The 14,425-nt window shown below is 52.5% G+C and carries 17 protein-coding genes; 8 read left to right on the top strand and 9 right to left on the bottom strand.

Features of this window, described 5'->3' with window-relative positions:
- Window positions 1-63 precede the first annotated feature (63 nt).
- The 4 genes from BN3277_RS14825 to BN3277_RS14810 all read left to right on the top strand — a co-directional run bounded on the left by BN3277_RS14825 (window position 64) and on the right by BN3277_RS14810 (window position 4,167).
- On the top strand, window positions 64-2,343 hold the full coding sequence (locus BN3277_RS14825) for an Ig-like domain-containing protein (protein WP_059043890.1): 2,280 nt from the start codon (window positions 64-66) through the stop codon (window positions 2,341-2,343).
- Window positions 2,344-2,476: 133 nt separating this feature from the next.
- Window positions 2,477-3,382: a ComEC/Rec2 family competence protein gene (locus BN3277_RS14820; RefSeq protein WP_059043888.1), complete on the top strand. Its 906-nt coding sequence runs from the start codon at window positions 2,477-2,479 to the stop codon at window positions 3,380-3,382.
- 7 nt (window positions 3,383-3,389) lie between these two features.
- A complete protein-coding gene (locus BN3277_RS14815) occupies window positions 3,390-3,608 on the top strand; it encodes a DUF3006 domain-containing protein (RefSeq protein ID WP_059043886.1) in 219 nt (72 codons plus the stop codon).
- 40 nt (window positions 3,609-3,648) lie between these two features.
- Window positions 3,649-4,167 carry a DinB family protein gene (locus BN3277_RS14810; RefSeq protein WP_059043884.1) on the top strand — a complete coding sequence of 173 codons (519 nt, stop codon included), beginning with the start codon at window positions 3,649-3,651 and terminating at the stop codon, window positions 4,165-4,167.
- A 95-nt stretch (window positions 4,168-4,262) separates the two neighbouring features.
- On the opposite strand, the gene manA is transcribed toward BN3277_RS14810, so the two are convergent.
- Complete coding sequence (gene manA / locus BN3277_RS14805) at window positions 4,263-5,210, bottom strand: mannose-6-phosphate isomerase, class I (protein WP_059043881.1); 948 nt, start codon at window positions 5,208-5,210, stop codon at window positions 4,263-4,265.
- A gap of 28 nt (window positions 5,211-5,238) precedes the next feature.
- A complete protein-coding gene (locus BN3277_RS14800) occupies window positions 5,239-6,153 on the bottom strand; it encodes an ROK family protein (protein ID WP_059043880.1) in 915 nt (304 codons plus the stop codon).
- A 117-nt stretch (window positions 6,154-6,270) separates the two neighbouring features.
- Between BN3277_RS14800 and BN3277_RS14795 the strand changes: the two genes are divergently transcribed.
- Window positions 6,271-7,296, top strand: a complete 1,026-nt coding sequence (locus tag BN3277_RS14795; RefSeq protein WP_059043878.1) for a LacI family DNA-binding transcriptional regulator — start codon at window positions 6,271-6,273, stop codon at window positions 7,294-7,296.
- A 92-nt stretch (window positions 7,297-7,388) separates the two neighbouring features.
- On the opposite strand, the gene BN3277_RS14790 is transcribed toward BN3277_RS14795, so the two are convergent.
- Window positions 7,389-8,006, bottom strand: coding sequence for a superoxide dismutase (locus tag BN3277_RS14790; RefSeq protein ID WP_059043876.1), 618 nt, complete (start codon window positions 8,004-8,006; stop codon window positions 7,389-7,391).
- A 193-nt stretch (window positions 8,007-8,199) separates the two neighbouring features.
- Here BN3277_RS14790 and BN3277_RS14785 point away from each other — a divergent pair, with 193 nt between their 5' ends.
- Window positions 8,200-8,451, top strand: coding sequence for a YuzB family protein (locus BN3277_RS14785; RefSeq protein WP_187380080.1), 252 nt, complete (start codon window positions 8,200-8,202; stop codon window positions 8,449-8,451).
- Window positions 8,452-8,498: 47 nt separating this feature from the next.
- Here BN3277_RS14785 and BN3277_RS14780 read toward each other — a convergent pair whose 3' ends face one another.
- Both BN3277_RS14780 and trhO read right to left on the bottom strand, forming a co-directional pair.
- Window positions 8,499-9,134 (bottom strand): helix-turn-helix transcriptional regulator, encoded by a 636-nt coding sequence (locus tag BN3277_RS14780; RefSeq protein WP_059043874.1) that lies wholly within the window; start codon window positions 9,132-9,134, stop codon window positions 8,499-8,501.
- 39 nt (window positions 9,135-9,173) lie between these two features.
- Entirely contained in the window at window positions 9,174-10,067 is an 894-nt protein-coding gene (trhO, locus tag BN3277_RS14775; RefSeq protein ID WP_059043872.1) for an oxygen-dependent tRNA uridine(34) hydroxylase TrhO, read from the bottom strand.
- Between the two features lie 310 nt (window positions 10,068-10,377).
- On the opposite strand from trhO, the gene BN3277_RS14770 reads away from it, so the two are divergent.
- Window positions 10,378-10,905 (top strand): phosphatase PAP2 family protein, encoded by a 528-nt coding sequence (locus tag BN3277_RS14770; RefSeq protein WP_059043871.1) that lies wholly within the window; start codon window positions 10,378-10,380, stop codon window positions 10,903-10,905.
- A 51-nt stretch (window positions 10,906-10,956) separates the two neighbouring features.
- Here the strand turns inward: BN3277_RS14770 and BN3277_RS14765 are convergent, their stop codons facing one another.
- From BN3277_RS14765 to BN3277_RS14750, 4 genes are all read right to left on the bottom strand, one after another.
- The gene (locus tag BN3277_RS14765; RefSeq protein WP_059043869.1) at window positions 10,957-11,496 is read right to left on the bottom strand and encodes a DoxX family protein; all 540 of its coding nucleotides are present in this window, start codon (window positions 11,494-11,496) and stop codon (window positions 10,957-10,959) included.
- Between the two features lie 206 nt (window positions 11,497-11,702).
- The gene (locus BN3277_RS14760; RefSeq protein WP_059043867.1) at window positions 11,703-11,885 is read right to left on the bottom strand and encodes a hypothetical protein; all 183 of its coding nucleotides are present in this window, start codon (window positions 11,883-11,885) and stop codon (window positions 11,703-11,705) included.
- 26 nt (window positions 11,886-11,911) lie between these two features.
- Window positions 11,912-12,676: a polysaccharide deacetylase family protein gene (locus tag BN3277_RS14755; RefSeq protein ID WP_059043865.1), complete on the bottom strand. Its 765-nt coding sequence runs from the start codon at window positions 12,674-12,676 to the stop codon at window positions 11,912-11,914.
- 85 nt (window positions 12,677-12,761) lie between these two features.
- Window positions 12,762-13,331 carry a GbsR/MarR family transcriptional regulator gene (locus BN3277_RS14750; protein WP_059044832.1) on the bottom strand — a complete coding sequence of 190 codons (570 nt, stop codon included), beginning with the start codon at window positions 13,329-13,331 and terminating at the stop codon, window positions 12,762-12,764.
- Between the two features lie 199 nt (window positions 13,332-13,530).
- Here BN3277_RS14750 and BN3277_RS14745 point away from each other — a divergent pair, with 199 nt between their 5' ends.
- The gene (locus tag BN3277_RS14745) at window positions 13,531-14,415 is read left to right on the top strand and encodes a carbohydrate ABC transporter permease (RefSeq protein ID WP_059043864.1); all 885 of its coding nucleotides are present in this window, start codon (window positions 13,531-13,533) and stop codon (window positions 14,413-14,415) included.
- Window positions 14,416-14,425: the final 10 nt, after the last annotated feature.

Genomic DNA, 14,425 nt, shown 5'->3' with positions numbered 1-14,425 from the left:
TAAAACGCAGAGGGCTGGAAAAAGGTTCCGGTAATTTAGCAATGAGATAAAGGAGAGAAATCAATGATTGCTAACAGGAAAGTGACGTATTGGATGCTCGTCTTGACGCTGCTCCTTTCGGTAATGGTTCCGACGGGCGTGTTTGCGGCTACCGGAGATATCAAAGAAATTAATATCGATGGAGCGAATACGACCGTTGAGCTCGGCGTGGGCAAGACGAAGCAGCTAAAGGTGAATGCTTCGTTAGAGGGAGGTGGCACAAAAGATGTGACCACTACTGTAAGCTGGTCAACCTCTGATGCTAGCATAGTTAAAGTCAGTGGTGGTTTGATCACAGCCCTGAAAAGCGGTACGGCTACTGTAACGGCGGAATATAACAACCCTACCACGGAAGTGGGGTCTGTCTCGACAATCACCATCAAAGTTACAGATACATACACCGCGTTAACCTTGGATTACAAGCTGGACGGGAAATATAGCCTGGATAGCTCCGCAGCAGATTTAACCGTTGCGGCTAAGGCGAAAGTGGATAATACATCGATTGAGCCGAAGGATGTAACGGCTGACGCAGAATGGACCTCCTCCAACACAGGCGTATTAACCATTGAGAAGGGTCAGATTACGCTAAATGGTTCAGGAGAGGCAACAATCACGGCTAAATATGCCGGATTGACGGCTTCTTTTAAAGCAAAGGTCACTTCGCCATACTCCGGATTGAAATTGTACCGGACGGTTGGATCAACCGACACGGAAATTCAGGAGAAGGAAGACCTCGAGCTCATCATGGCCGACAAGGAAGTGACGCTTCGGGCTAAAACGGTGTTGGCCAGCAACTCCAGCACCACAAACGATGTCTCGGATAAAGCGACCTGGGCGTCCTCGGATAACGGCGTAGCTACTGTGGAAGACGGAACCGTCAAGATTGTGTCGACGGGGAAAGTGACGATTACGGCAACGTATCTTGGGGAGCAAGCCAAAGTTGACATTTATGTGCGCGCTCCTTACGAGGCGATCCTGTTGACACCAACTGGCGATCAAATGATGTTTATCGATGAGACGCTGGCGGTGAGTGCCGGTGTGAGGGTCAAAGCAAACGAAACACAAGACATCAGCCAGGATGCGGAATGGACCTCTTCGAACAAATTAATCGCTACTGTTGATGACAAAGGCGTTATTTCGGCTAAAGCAGCGGGTACAACCACGATTAAAGCCAGCTACCAAGGCATCAGCAAGAGCTTTAAATTAACGGTATACCCTTCGATTACTAAACTTGAAGTTGAGAAAGATCAACTGGACATCTACCTGGGGGGATCGGCCAGCCTGCCGAAGGTTACAGGCACCAAGCTGGACGGAGAAACCATTGATTTGAGCAATGAGATCACGTGGACCTCCAGTCAAGAGAATATCGCCGTTGTAGAAGACGGGAAAATCGTGACGAAGGATTTGGACGACACGATTGTGTCCGCCGAAGTGACATTAACCGGGAAGCTATCCGATGCGGGAACGGGACTGACGCCAAATGCGAACTTCCCGATTCGGGGAACCACGGTTGACATCAAAGTGAACGTAAAAGAGAAAGTGTTGACCCTGCTCACCTCAGAGGATTCGATGAGCATCGTGATCGGGACGGAGAACGCTCTGCCGCAAATTACGGCGGTCTTCGAAAACGGGGTGGAGCAAACGAATCTGACCGGCGTAGAATGGACCGTAACGGGCTCGAATGCGGTGTTGAAGACGACGGCCGACGGGAAGAAACTTAAAGGGCTCAGCAAAGGGTCGGCTACTCTGAAGGGAACTTATGAGAACAAAACCGTCAGCCTTTCAGTTACCATCGAACCGAAGATCACCAAGATCGTCGTGGAACCGCAATCGATTGAGTTGAATCTCAAGAAATCGAAAGCGATCAAGGTGACCGGTTATTACACGGACGGCAAGAAGGTCACCCTATCCTCCAAGATGGGTTGGGTTTCTTCGGATGAGAGTGTGGCTACAGTATCCTCCACATCGGTGAAAGCCGTTGCTGAGGGATCGGCAACCTTGACCGGTTCTTACCAAGGCCAGACGGTCACCGTGAAGGTAAACGTGGTTCCGAAACTGACGAAACTGGAAGTCAGCGAGAAAAAGCTGCAGTTGGCTCCAGGCGCCTCCAAAACGCTCGTCCTCACGGCAACCTACGATACGGGCAAGGTAGCCACAGTGACGGGAAGCGCCACTTGGTCCAGCTCCAAAACGAACGTGGCCAAAGTATCAGCTGGTAAAATTGAAGCGGTAGCCAAAGGCTCGGCTTCGATCAAAGCCAAATACGGCGGCAAGACGGTGACGGTCAGCGTTTCGGTCAAATAAAGCCGATGAACAAGAAGTCTGCCTTTGCAGGGCAGGCTTCTTTTTTTGTTGTGAGTCAGCAAGTTTTGGTTGATTTTGGGCAAGGGCATCCCCTATAATTAGAACAAATGTTCTGGGAAGAGGACTATCATCGATGAGTAGACAGAAAACAAGATGGACGGTTGTTTGCGTATTTGCTTTGTGGTTAAGTGTACTTCTTTCGGGCTGCGCTCCGGGAAGCTGGGAGGAGGCTGTAGGACGGCTGACGGAGAACACGCCACCCGCTTCCGAGGAGATGGGGGACCGCTCGCTCCGCGTCATTTTTCTCGATGTCGGACAAGGCGCTTCGCAGCTGCTGATCAGCCCCTCCGGGCATACGATGCTGATCGATGCCGGCAACAATGACAAGGAGGAGGAGATGGTACGCTATCTGCAAGCGTATGGCGTACACCGCTTGGATCTCGTGATCGGGACGCATCCGGATGCGGATCATATCGGCGGGTTGGATCGGGTAATCGATCGTTTGGACATCGGCGAGATTTATATGCCAAAGATTCAGTCCAATACGAAGACGTTTGAGTCGCTGCTGAACTCCATTCGCAGTAAAGGACTGAAGGTGAAAACGGCCAAAGCGGGGGTAGAGCTGGCCTGGGATGAAGAAGTTCAGGTGAACCTGTTCGCCCCGGTGAAGGCGACCGACGACAACAACAATATGAGCGCTGTCGTGAAGGTGACTTATGGAAACACTTCCTTCCTGTTAACCGGAGATGCGGAATCGGAAAGCGAGCGGCTGATGTTGGATTCGGGGGCGAACCTGCGTGCCGATGTTCTGCTGGTTGGGCACCATGGCTCGAAGTCGTCGACCACGGCCAAGTTTCTGAGCGCGGTGAAACCGAAGTATGCCGTGATTCAAGTCGGCGACAATTCCTACGGACACCCGACGAAGACGATTCTGGATCGTCTAGCCAAGCAGCAGGTACAGGTGTATCGGAACGATCTGCAGGGGACGGTGGAGATCGTCAGCAATGGCGAAGAGTACCATATCACGACGGAAAGGTGAGATGGAAATGAGCCATATCGTGGAAGGCTTTGAAGGGGACGTATGCATCTTGGAGTCAGACGGCAGCACCCGTCCGGTTCCGCGTTCCCAGGTGGATCCCGCGGTCAAACCGGGAGATGTCGTGAATTGGGATGGTGAGAAATGGGTCCCTAACCCAAAGGAAACCGAACGGAGGACCCGCCAAATCCGCGATTTATTGGAAGAGGTGTGGGAGGAAGAGGAGTAACATTCATCCTAAAATAAAGCAGGAGGAGGCATTTATTGAAATGTTGAGTCGACCACAGACAGGGGAATATGCGGGGCATTTTGAAACTTACATCCAAAAGGTACCTGAGGGCGATTTACTGGACTTTTTGGAGGCACAGCCTAAGCTTCTGCGCGAGCAGTGGGCCGGAAGCAGCGAAGAGCAAGCCAACTATCGATATGCCGAAGGGAAATGGAGCGTCAAGGAAGTGCTGGGCCATATCGCGGATACGGAACGGGTGATGCAGTATCGTTTGCTGCGGATCGCGCGCGGCGATACCACGCCGCTTCCGGGCTTCGACGAGGAATTGTTCGCCCGCCATGCCACGTTTGACGGGCAGTCGATCGAGGAGCTCCTGCACGGTTTTGAGATCGTGCGGGAATCCACGCTGGTGTTGGCTCGGCAGTTGAATGATGACGCATGGGTCCGCAGGGGCACCGTCTCCGGCGGCCCGGCCTCTGCCCGCGCCTTCGCTTATATTCTCGCGGGGCATGCCGAGCACCATGCTCAAATTTTAGAAGAACGTTATATCCGCCGCTAAGCCGGAGGAAGTAACGCAACGCAAAAACGGACGGGAGCAGTCATCCTGAGGATGAGCGCTTCCGTCCGTTTGTTGTTTGCTTATGTGGGTTCGGATTACTCGTGGGACATGATCATTTCGAGGTCTCCGCTTAAGCTATAAGGACCAAACCCGACCGGCAAAATAAAGTGCTCGCCTTTGGCCAGATCGTAGCTTTGCCCGCCTGCCGTTAACTTCCCGCTGCCGGCAAGCACGCTGAAGATCGTATATTTCTCGTTCGCAGCTACTTCGGTTTCTGCGCCGGAAACGTTCCATTTTTCTACGGTAAAAAAGGAATTGGAGACGAAGGAGGTCACCGTCAGACCACCTTGCTGCGTGGTTTCGTAGGACACGGGTACATAAGATTGCGGCACGGTGGTGACGTCAATCGCTTTCTCCAGATGCAGCTCGCGGGTGTTCCCGTCCTTGTCGCGGCGATCGTAATCATACACGCGGTAGGTGGTATCGGAGCTTTGCTGCGTTTCGAGCACAACGATGCCTTTGCCTAGCGCATGCAGCGTACCGCTTGGGACATAGAAGAAGTCGCCCGGCTTCACCGGCACTTTAGTCAGGAAGCGGTCCCACTCGCCGTTCTCGATCATCGAAACGAGCTCTTCTTTCGTTTTTGCCTCATGGCCGTAAATGATCACAGCACCAGGTTCGGCGTCAACGATGTACCAGCATTCGGTTTTGCCGAGCTCACCATTCTCGTGTTGGCCGGCGTATTCGTCGTCAGGGTGCACCTGTACCGACAGATCGTCGGAAGCGTCGAGAATTTTCGTCAACAGCGGGAACACCTTGGACGAGGAACGGAACAGCTCGGGATGCGAAGTCCACAAATCGCCTAGCTTCGTACCTTGGTACGGTCCGTTCTTCACGATGCTCTGCCCGTTGGGATGAGCGGATACGGCCCAGCATTCGCCGGTACGATCATTGGGAATGTCGTAGCCAAACAGGTCTCTTAGCTTGGTGCCGCCCCAAATGCGTTCTTGGAAAATCGGCTGTAAAAAAATCGGTTCATTCATGGTTATCGGACTCCTTTGTCTCTATCGATCAGTATGGAATATGAACTAATGCAGCGGCGCCGATCAAGCCGGCGTCTTGATGAAGGGCAGCGGGAACGATCGGCGTTTGCCGGCCCGAAGGGTTCAGGGCATGCTTCGACACATAGTCCCGCACGGCGTTAAACATCGGAGCGCCAACCTGGGAGACGCCGCCGCCGATGACCAGCTTCTCCGGATCTAACGTGTTGATCAGGGTTACGCAGCCTACACCGATATTTTCAAAGACCTTGGCAACAAGCTCCTGAATCGAAGGATTCCCGGCTGCCGCCAGATCAAAAGCTTCCTTCGAGGAAACCTCCCGGCCAAGCAAAGCCGAAGCTTGTCTTGCGACCGCCGTACCGGAGGCCACGTATTCCCAGCAGCCCTTCTGCCCGCAGACGCAGGTCCCAGCGGAGGGATCAACAACGAAATGCCCTACGTCGCCGGCATTGCCGGAAGCGCCGGTGATCAGCTTGCCGTGGGAATAGATCCCGGCACCGATGCCCGTGCTGATCGTAATAAATACGAAGTGTTCAGCATCCTTGGCGGCGCCAAGCCACTTTTCGGCCAAGGCGGCGGCGGTAGCGTCGTTCTCGAGGTGGATCGGCAAGTTGAAGTAACGTGCCAGCGAGTCGACGACCGGGAAGTTCCACCAGGTCCGCAGATTTGGCGGTTCGGCGATTTTGCCTTCCTTTGTATTCAGGGGGCCGGGAGCACCGACACCGATTCCCTTCAGTTCCGCTTCTGCGATGCCTTGTTCGGCTAGGATGTCCTGGATCGCAGCGGCCATTCGGTCGACCATGATCTCCGGCGCAACCGTCTGATCGGTCGGCAGGGATACCTTCGCCCGCACCTCACCGTCTGCGCCAACCAGACCAATGGCGGTTTTGGTGCCGCCAATATCGATACCTATTGCATAACTCAACGTTCATTCCTCCTGTGGAAGTGAAAATTCCATGCCAACTTGACAAACTTGACAAAAATGAGATTTGTAAAGTAGGATATAGGCTAAGTGTAGCATGATTCGAAAGGAATGAAAAGGATGGGCCGCAAAAAGAAAGTATCCATGCAGGATATCGCCAACCGCCTGCAAATATCCAAAAATGCGGTGTCACTGGCGCTGATGGACAAAAAAGGCGTCAGCGAGGAGATGCGCCGCCTTGTGCAGCAAACCGCGCGGGAGATGGGGTATGGACCTTATGCGCCCCAGGAGAGCGGAAAGGCGAATATTTTGGTGCTTGTTCCCGAACGGATCATGAGCTATCAGGATAATGATCATTTTCAGTTTTTTCACGACATGATCTGGGGATTGGAACGGAGCGCGCGCAAAAAAGGCCTCAACGCCGTTATTACCCCGCTTGATCGGGAGACGGAAACCACGCGGTCGCTGCCGGGACCGTTCGCCGATATTCCGTATCGGGGCGTGATTCTGTTTGGCATCGCCGAGCAGGACTATGCGAAACGGATTTGGGAACTGGATACGCCACTGGTACTGATGGATTCCTATTACCGTGATCTGCCTTGTCCGGCCGTTACCTCGGCCAATCTAGAAGGAGCTTATACTGCCGTTAGGCATCTGATTGAAGCCGGGCATCGCCGCATCGGATTTATCGGGCCAACGAACCTGTCAACCAGTCATGAGGAGCGCTGGTTTGGATATGAGAAGGCGATAAAGGAGCAGGGGCTGTTCATTCGGGAAGCGGATTGCTTGACGATCTCGAAGGGATATGATTACACCGCAGCGGAGATGGCGGATTTTCTGGATGGGTTACGGGAATGGCCAACGGCGTTTTTTTGCGGGAATGATCGAATTGCTTATTTGCTTGCCGGTCTGCTGAAGGAAAGAAGCAAGCGAATGCCGGAGGACGTCTCTATCGCCGGGTTCGATGATTTACCTTATGTAAACAGCGAAGGGTTAAGTATGACCACGATGCGGGTGGAGAAGGAGCGAATGTGCGATGCGGCGATTCAGCTGCTCCTGTCGGAGTTGGGCCGAACGCGGGAAGCGATACACTGGCAGGTGGAGCCCACGCTGGTAGTGCGCGATTCCGTCGCAAGGAAGTTATGAGGGTGAATAAAAAGGGTGTCCCGGGAGCCGGCTAGCCGGTCCATGAGGACACCCTTTTGTTATAGATACAGGCGGATGGCCTGCATTTCCGCTTATTTGTTCAGCGCTGCTTCGTAACGTTTCTCTACTTCGGACCAGTTGATTACGTTGAAGAAAGCGGCGATGTAGTCCGGACGTTTGTTTTGGTATTTCAGGTAGTACGCATGCTCCCATACGTCCAGGCCAAGGATTGGCGTCTTGCCTTCCATGATTGGGGAGTCTTGGTTTGGCAAGCTGTATACGGACAATTTGCCGTTAGCATCTACCGCCAAGAACGCCCAGCCGCTGCCGAAACGCGTTGTAGCTGCTTTGCTGAAGTCTTCTTTGAATTTGTCGAAGCCGCCCAGCTCGCTGTTGATCGCGTCTGCCAGCTTGCCGGATGGTTGGCCGCCGCCGTTCGGGCCGATCGTTTCCCAGAACAGGGAGTGGTTAGCATGGCCGCCACCGTTGTTGCGAACCGCGGTGCGGATACTTTCCGGTACGCTGTCCAGATCAGCAATCAGCTCTTCTACGGATTTGGATTGCAGTTCAGGAGCGGATTCCAGAGCTGCGTTCAGGTTGGTAACGTACGTATTATGGTGACGATCATGGTGAATCATCATCGTTGTTTCATCGATATGAGGCTCAAGCGCGTTGTTCGGGTAAGGCAAAGCAGGTAATTGATGTGCCATTTGTAATCAATCCTTTCTTCTCCGATATGTAATAGTAATTCCGACAAAACTAATTATAAATCTGCATCTCGCCTTAGTCAACATAAATGTATGTTAAGTATGTTAAATGAGTCGCAAGATTGACAAATGGGCCCGCGATCCTCATAATGATGGTTCAAGCAGGGTAAGTCAGAAGTTGGGGTGATAAGACATCATGGGGTTGGGTATCGTGATCGTCGAGGTTTGCGACAGCAACCTGATGAGCGCGCTTGAACTGGAGAAGCTGGAAGAGGATTATCCGGAAATCGCCGTCATGCGCCAGGACTGTCTTAGTTTATGCGGCTTATGTAAGCTTAGACCGTATGCGCTGGTGAACGGCAAGCGGGTCTCCGCCAAGACGACGGAGGAGTGTATTCAGCTCGTCAAGCAGGCCATCGAAGACGAATTAAGCGTCTATGATATATAAAAAAGCAGCCCTCGGGCTGCTTTTTGCTTTGGATAGGGTGTGCCCACTTACCGGTTGCGCTGGCGAATCACATACACGCATTTTTTGCCTTGCTGGGCCAAGCATTCGGTACGTTCCACGTCGGCGTCCAGCAGCGATTCGAACAAATTCAGCTCGCAGTCGCAGGCATGGTTGTAGCGATTGGCAATTTGCGAAATCGGGCAGTTATGCTCCATGAGCATGTATTCGCCACCTTCGGTTTCTTGAAGCTCGGTCATATACCCGTTGTCGTTTTGGATTTCCGAGAGCGTCCGCACTTTGTCGGTCAGCGATTTGCCTTCCATCTCGGCCATATATTTGCGGCTGAGCTTCTCCTTGCGGCGGTCGAACAGGCGGTCTACCATGTCTTCGCCGCTTTCCTCGGCCAATTCGTCCAACAGGTCCAGTGTAAGCGAGTGGTATTTCTTCGGAAAAAGCGCCTCGGCCAGGTCGGTTAATCCGTACACCGCGGTGGGCCGGCCCGGCGTTTGCCGCAACATCTTCGACTCGATCAGCCCGTCGCGCTCCATCGTGCCGAGATGCCGGCGTACGGCCATCTCCGTGATCTGCAGCTCCGTCGTGAGCTCCTTTGCGCTAAGAGGCCCGGCGGTTTTCATCAGATGAAGAATCCGCTCGCGGGTAGACAGGTCTTTGTTTGGGTTCATGTGTGACACTCCCTCTCGGGTGATAGGTTCCGGCGGTCCTTAGCTTTGCGGAGCGGCGAGAGCCGCTTCCCGGCAGGCATCCGAGCAGAAGCCGTGATGCTCGTCTTCGCAATCCTCGCAGCATACGTACTGCAGGTTGCAGACGGGACAATTGATGTAGCGGTCGTGCGTTGTGCCGCAATGGTGGCAGTTGCTGATGACGATATCTTCGTCCGTCTGGTTGATCGGTACGGAGATTCGCTCGTCGAAGACGTAACATTTGCCGTCAAACAGACGGCCGTTCACCTGCGGATCTTTGCCGTAGGTGACGATTCCGCCCTCCAGTTGGGCGACATCGCTGAAGCCTTCATTTAAGAGGAAGCCGGTCAGCTTCTCACAGCGGATACCTCCGGTGCAGTAAGTCAGGATTTTCTTATCCTTGTGTTCGCCTAGATTCTGCCGAATCCATTCGGGGAACTCGCGGAACGAGTCGATCTCCGGCCGGATCGCACCGCGAAAATGGCCGATATCATATTCGTAATCGTTGCGGCCGTCCAAAACGATCACATCGTCCTGCTGCAGCTGCTCGTAAAACTCCACAGGAGAGAGGCGTTTTCCGCTGATGACATTCGGGTCAAGCTCTTTCTCGTAGCGGAAGGTAACCAGCTCTTTTTTATGGCGAACGAACATCTTCTTAAACGTATGGCCCTCGACTTCATCGATCTTAAATACAATATCGGCGAAGAGCGGATAGGCTCTTAGGTCGTTCATATACTTCTCGGTTTGCTCCATCGTACCGGACAACGTCCCGTTGATACCCTCGGCGGCGATCAGGATACGTCCCTTGATCCCCAACTCCTTGCAGTATTGCAGATGCTCGGCGGTGAAGGCGGCGGGATCTTCGATCTGGACAAACTTATAAAATAATAATACGCGGTAAGCGTGTTGTTCCATTAGTTTAATCACCCATCTATTCTATGTTGAATTCTACTGCATTGTAGTCCAAGGCTCCTAACTTAGTCAATATATAAGTATAGTAAGTATATTAATGCGGGTCTAGCGGATATTCTTTCCTTGCGATCCGAAGTAAGCACTAAATTTGAAATAAATGATTGCCGAATAATCCAGTTTGCCGGTAAAATATTTGGGGTTCAGCTGAAAGTTCGGTAGAGGGGGGTTCACTTTGATAAAATGGCGATGGCCGATTTTACTTACCGTCATATTTGTAGGGTTGGGCGCTCTACTTCATAGGGAAGAATTGCGGTTGATCGACCGCAGTGTGGGGGACTTTTTCTACGGATTGCGCAAGGATGGTCTCACTCCATTGGTGAAGGGCGTATCAGAGTTGGGATCAACCACCGGCTTTGTTGGGGTACTGCTGATTACCTTAGTCTGGACGCTGCTGTATCTGCGTAATGTACGTTATGCCGTTTGGCTGACAGTGAGTCTAGCCGGCGGATGGCTGCTCAATAAAGCGCTGAAAGCTTTATACTCCCGTGAACGTCCGGACTTGTGGGATCACCTTGTCGTACCTGACGGGTACAGCTTTCCCAGCGGGAATGCGATGATCTCCGCCGCTTTCTTTGGGTTGATCGCACTGCTGCTGCTTCGTTCCGGCAAGGCGGGGAACCGCATCTGGGCAGCGGTTGTGCTGCTGATCATTTTACTGATTGGGGTCAGCCGCTTGTATTTAGGTGTGCATTATGCCAGCGATATCGTGGGCGGCTTCCTGGCGGGCGCGGTGGTTGCCGTGCTTTGCTCATGGGGCGCCCTACGCCGGAACAACCGATAAATAAGGTAGAAGACCCTCCATTACGGAGGGCCTTCTTCATTTATGCGGCCGTTACGCTGTGCGTTTAACGTTCAGCGGTTGTTTTGGCGCCGGGGTTTGCGTTCCGGCATCGTCTTTCTTGTGGAACAGCTTGCGAAGGTAAGGCATGACGTAGTAGTCGAGGCCGATTTTACCGGCGTTGGCTGCAGCGACGAGAACCAGCACTTCCAGGATCAACATTTGCGCGTTGGTGCTCACCGTACCCGAGAAGAGGAACGCGGCGTTCATCACGAAGCCCATCAGTGCGGCGAAGGTGGTGAAGGTACCGAGGATGAGACCCAGGCCAACCAGGAATTCGCCGTAAGGCACCAGGACGTTAAAGAGGTCGACGTTCGGCAGGGCAAAGTGTTGCAGGAAGGTGGCCCACCAGCCTTGCACCGCCGGATGGTCGCCGGCGCTGTTTGCGATCGCTCCGTTCAAGAAGCCCGCGGCATCGAAGCCGCCGGTGAGTTTATGATAGCCGGCTTCGATCCATTGATAGCCGAGGTAAACGCGGATGACGGTCAAGAGCCACATTGCTACTTTGTTTGTTCTCAGGAAATTGTTAAACATAAGAACCACTCCTTTGGTTTATCTTTGTTTTTGTTTTTTGGATGATCATCTTTGATGTCTTTATTATATGTGATATTTTTCACTTAATATGTGATTTAAATCACAATTATCAAAATTTGATAAAATAAAATTTAAAATAAAACAGCAAGACGGAGGTCTACCCGCCTTGCTGCATGGTTAAATGGATCTGATTTGGCTTGATGATCCTAGCTTTTTTTCTTCTTGTTCTCCTCGCCCGTCAAGGTCTCCGTCCATTCGTCCATCATCTCACCGACAAAATCCTCGAGCTTCTCTGTGGCGGCGGTGGGGTGTTTCGGAACGGGAATCGGATCCACACCGGAACCTTCCCCGGGAGGCAGGGTATTCTTGATGTTTTGCTTATCCTCCATTTGTACCTGCTCCTTTCCAATGAAGTCTAGTGGTTGACCTTAATATGAGAGTCCGGCGTGACTTTATGGGTCAGCAGCTCCGATACGGTAACAAACCGGTAGCCCCGGCTTTGAAGTTCAGGCAAAATGACCTTTAATGCTTCGATCGTTTGCGTGCTGTTATGCACGTAATCGTGCATTAGGATAATATCGCCGTTACGGGCGTTGTTCAGCACCTTACGGACGATCTTGTACACGCCGGGTGAGGTCCAATCCTTCGTATCCTGATGCCAGGACCAGAGGATCATCTTCATATCGTTATGTTTGGTTAACTCGACGATAGCTTCATTATAATATCCGCCCGGGGGACGGAAGAGATTGGGTTTGCGTCCGGTGGTCTCGAATATGGCTTCCTGGGTCAAGGTCATCTCTTCCGTTAAAGTTTTTAACGGCAGGCGATGAAAGGAAGGATGGTGATAGGAATGGTTGCCGATCTCATGGCCTCCGGCTTGTTCCATTTTGACGATTTCGGGAAACCGTTTGACTCGGTCGCCAACGACAAAAAAGGTCGCCTTTGCCTGGTATTGCTCTAGAAGCCCGAGGATTTTTGGAGTTTGCTGATCGTCCGGTCCGTCGTCAAACGTCAAGGCGATGTACTTCCCCGACATCGGTACTTCCCAAACGATGTCTCCACGTTCCTCGTAGTAGCTCCGTTCTTTACCCTGAGCCGGGGAGGAAGCCTCCACTGCAGGGGTTAGGAGAGAAGCCGAGAGGGCGAGTGCAAGCGCTGCCCCGAATTTGATTTTTACCATCGGTTCGATGTGCCTCCATCAACTATTACTTAAAGAACTTGTCCGGTCGGGGAAACCCGCATCTCCCGCGATCGGCGCTGTTCGTTTAGTTTGGCTGATTTCCGGCATTTTTATCCTTGGAAGGGGAAGAATTCTCCTCTTCGAAAAAATCGCCGCTCCGCAGGCGGTCGACGAACTGCTGCAACCACTCGTAATAACTCACGGCATGCTTCAGCTTGTGCAGGTCCTCCAGACACTGTTTCCGTTCCTCTTCGGAAGTTTCGAGCTCCAGAATCGTCTCCGAGAGAGGCGGAATGACGGTTTCAAGGGCCCCACGCATGACATCGATTTCCCGCTGCAGCTTGGTGGCAAAAAAAGCCTGAAACGCTTTGAAAAAATCGGTCTCCGCTGCGTACAAATCTTTGCGGGCCTCCTTTTCGTCCAGCTTGGTCACCATTTTGGACTCCATCAGCGAGCGTACGGCATAGCTCATATTACTTTTACTCATGTTCATGCTTTGCTGCATTTCCTCCAGCGTCATCGGCCGATCCTCAAAAAACATAATGCCGTACAGTTGCCCATAGGAGTAATTCACGCCGTAAAGATCCATTGTTTGCGCAATCGCATCAATCACTTTGGCGCGCAGCTCTTCCCGGAAATTTTGCGGGTCCGGCATTTTTCCCGACGTTGGTTTCTTCACCGTAACACCTGCCCCTGAAAATTTTACATAAAATTAATCGCCGCTTCATGCAGAGATAACCATAAAGCTCAAATTTATCGTACAATAAATATTGAACAGATTAGATTATTAGCGCTTAATATCTGCTATTATAACAAATATTCAATTGTTATTGAATGAAACCAAAGGAGGATTCATGAAACGTTCGCTTTGGGCGGAAGAGGTTCGGGCGCTGTTGTTCACGCTCCCGGCAATGGTGCCGCTGACGTTGTTTTGGTTTTATCCACTGGGGTTCATCATTTACCTGAGCTTCACCGAGTGGGACTTCATGAGCCCGGATAAGATTTTCGTCGGACTGCAAAATTATCGCGATTTGTTTGCCGACCCGTCCTTTTATCAATCGCTCCGGGTGACGGCCCTCTTTTGCGCCGGCAGCGTGATTCCCGTCGTGGTGTTTGGCTTAGGGCTTGCGCTGTTGCTGAACCGGAACATGAAGGGGGGCGCGATTTACCGAATGCTGATGTTCTCCCCGTGGGTGACGCCGACGGTGGCGGTCTCGATCGTCTGGTCTTGGATTTTTGAACCCGAGGTAGGCCTAGCCAATACCCTGCTGCAAGCGTTGGGTCTGGGAGGCGTCCGCTGGCTGGAGGATCCGAACTGGGCGCTCATCGGGATCCTGCTCGTGACCGTCTGGAAGTCCGCGGGGTGGGGCATGATCTTCTATCTTGTTGCGTTGCGCAACGTACCTGCGGAGCTGCTGCAAGCGGCTGCGCTCGATGGCGCCAACTCCTGGCGCAAGTTCTGGAACGTGACATTGCCGCTGATTTCGCCGACGACCTTTTTCCTGGTAGTGGTTCAGCTCATTCAGGCCCTGCAGGCGTACGACCAGATCAATGTACTGACGCAAGGCGGCCCTGCCGGATCAACGCGCACCTTGCTGTATCTCTATTATCAGTCGGCTTTTGATGCATTTCAAATCGGGCAAGCCTCTTCGGTGGCGATTACACTGATTATCGGGTGCGTAGGATTGTCGCTGCTCTCCTTCTGGGTCGGCCGCCGCACCGTGCATTACTCTTCATAGGGGAAAGGAG

The sequence above is a fragment of the Paenibacillus rubinfantis genome (assembly GCF_001486505.1).
In the GTDB taxonomy this organism is placed as follows: Bacteria; Bacillota; Bacilli; order Paenibacillales; family Paenibacillaceae; genus Fontibacillus; species Fontibacillus rubinfantis.
Note: the sequence above shows the minus strand (reverse complement) of the source record. Positions and strands in the feature narration are given on the sequence as shown.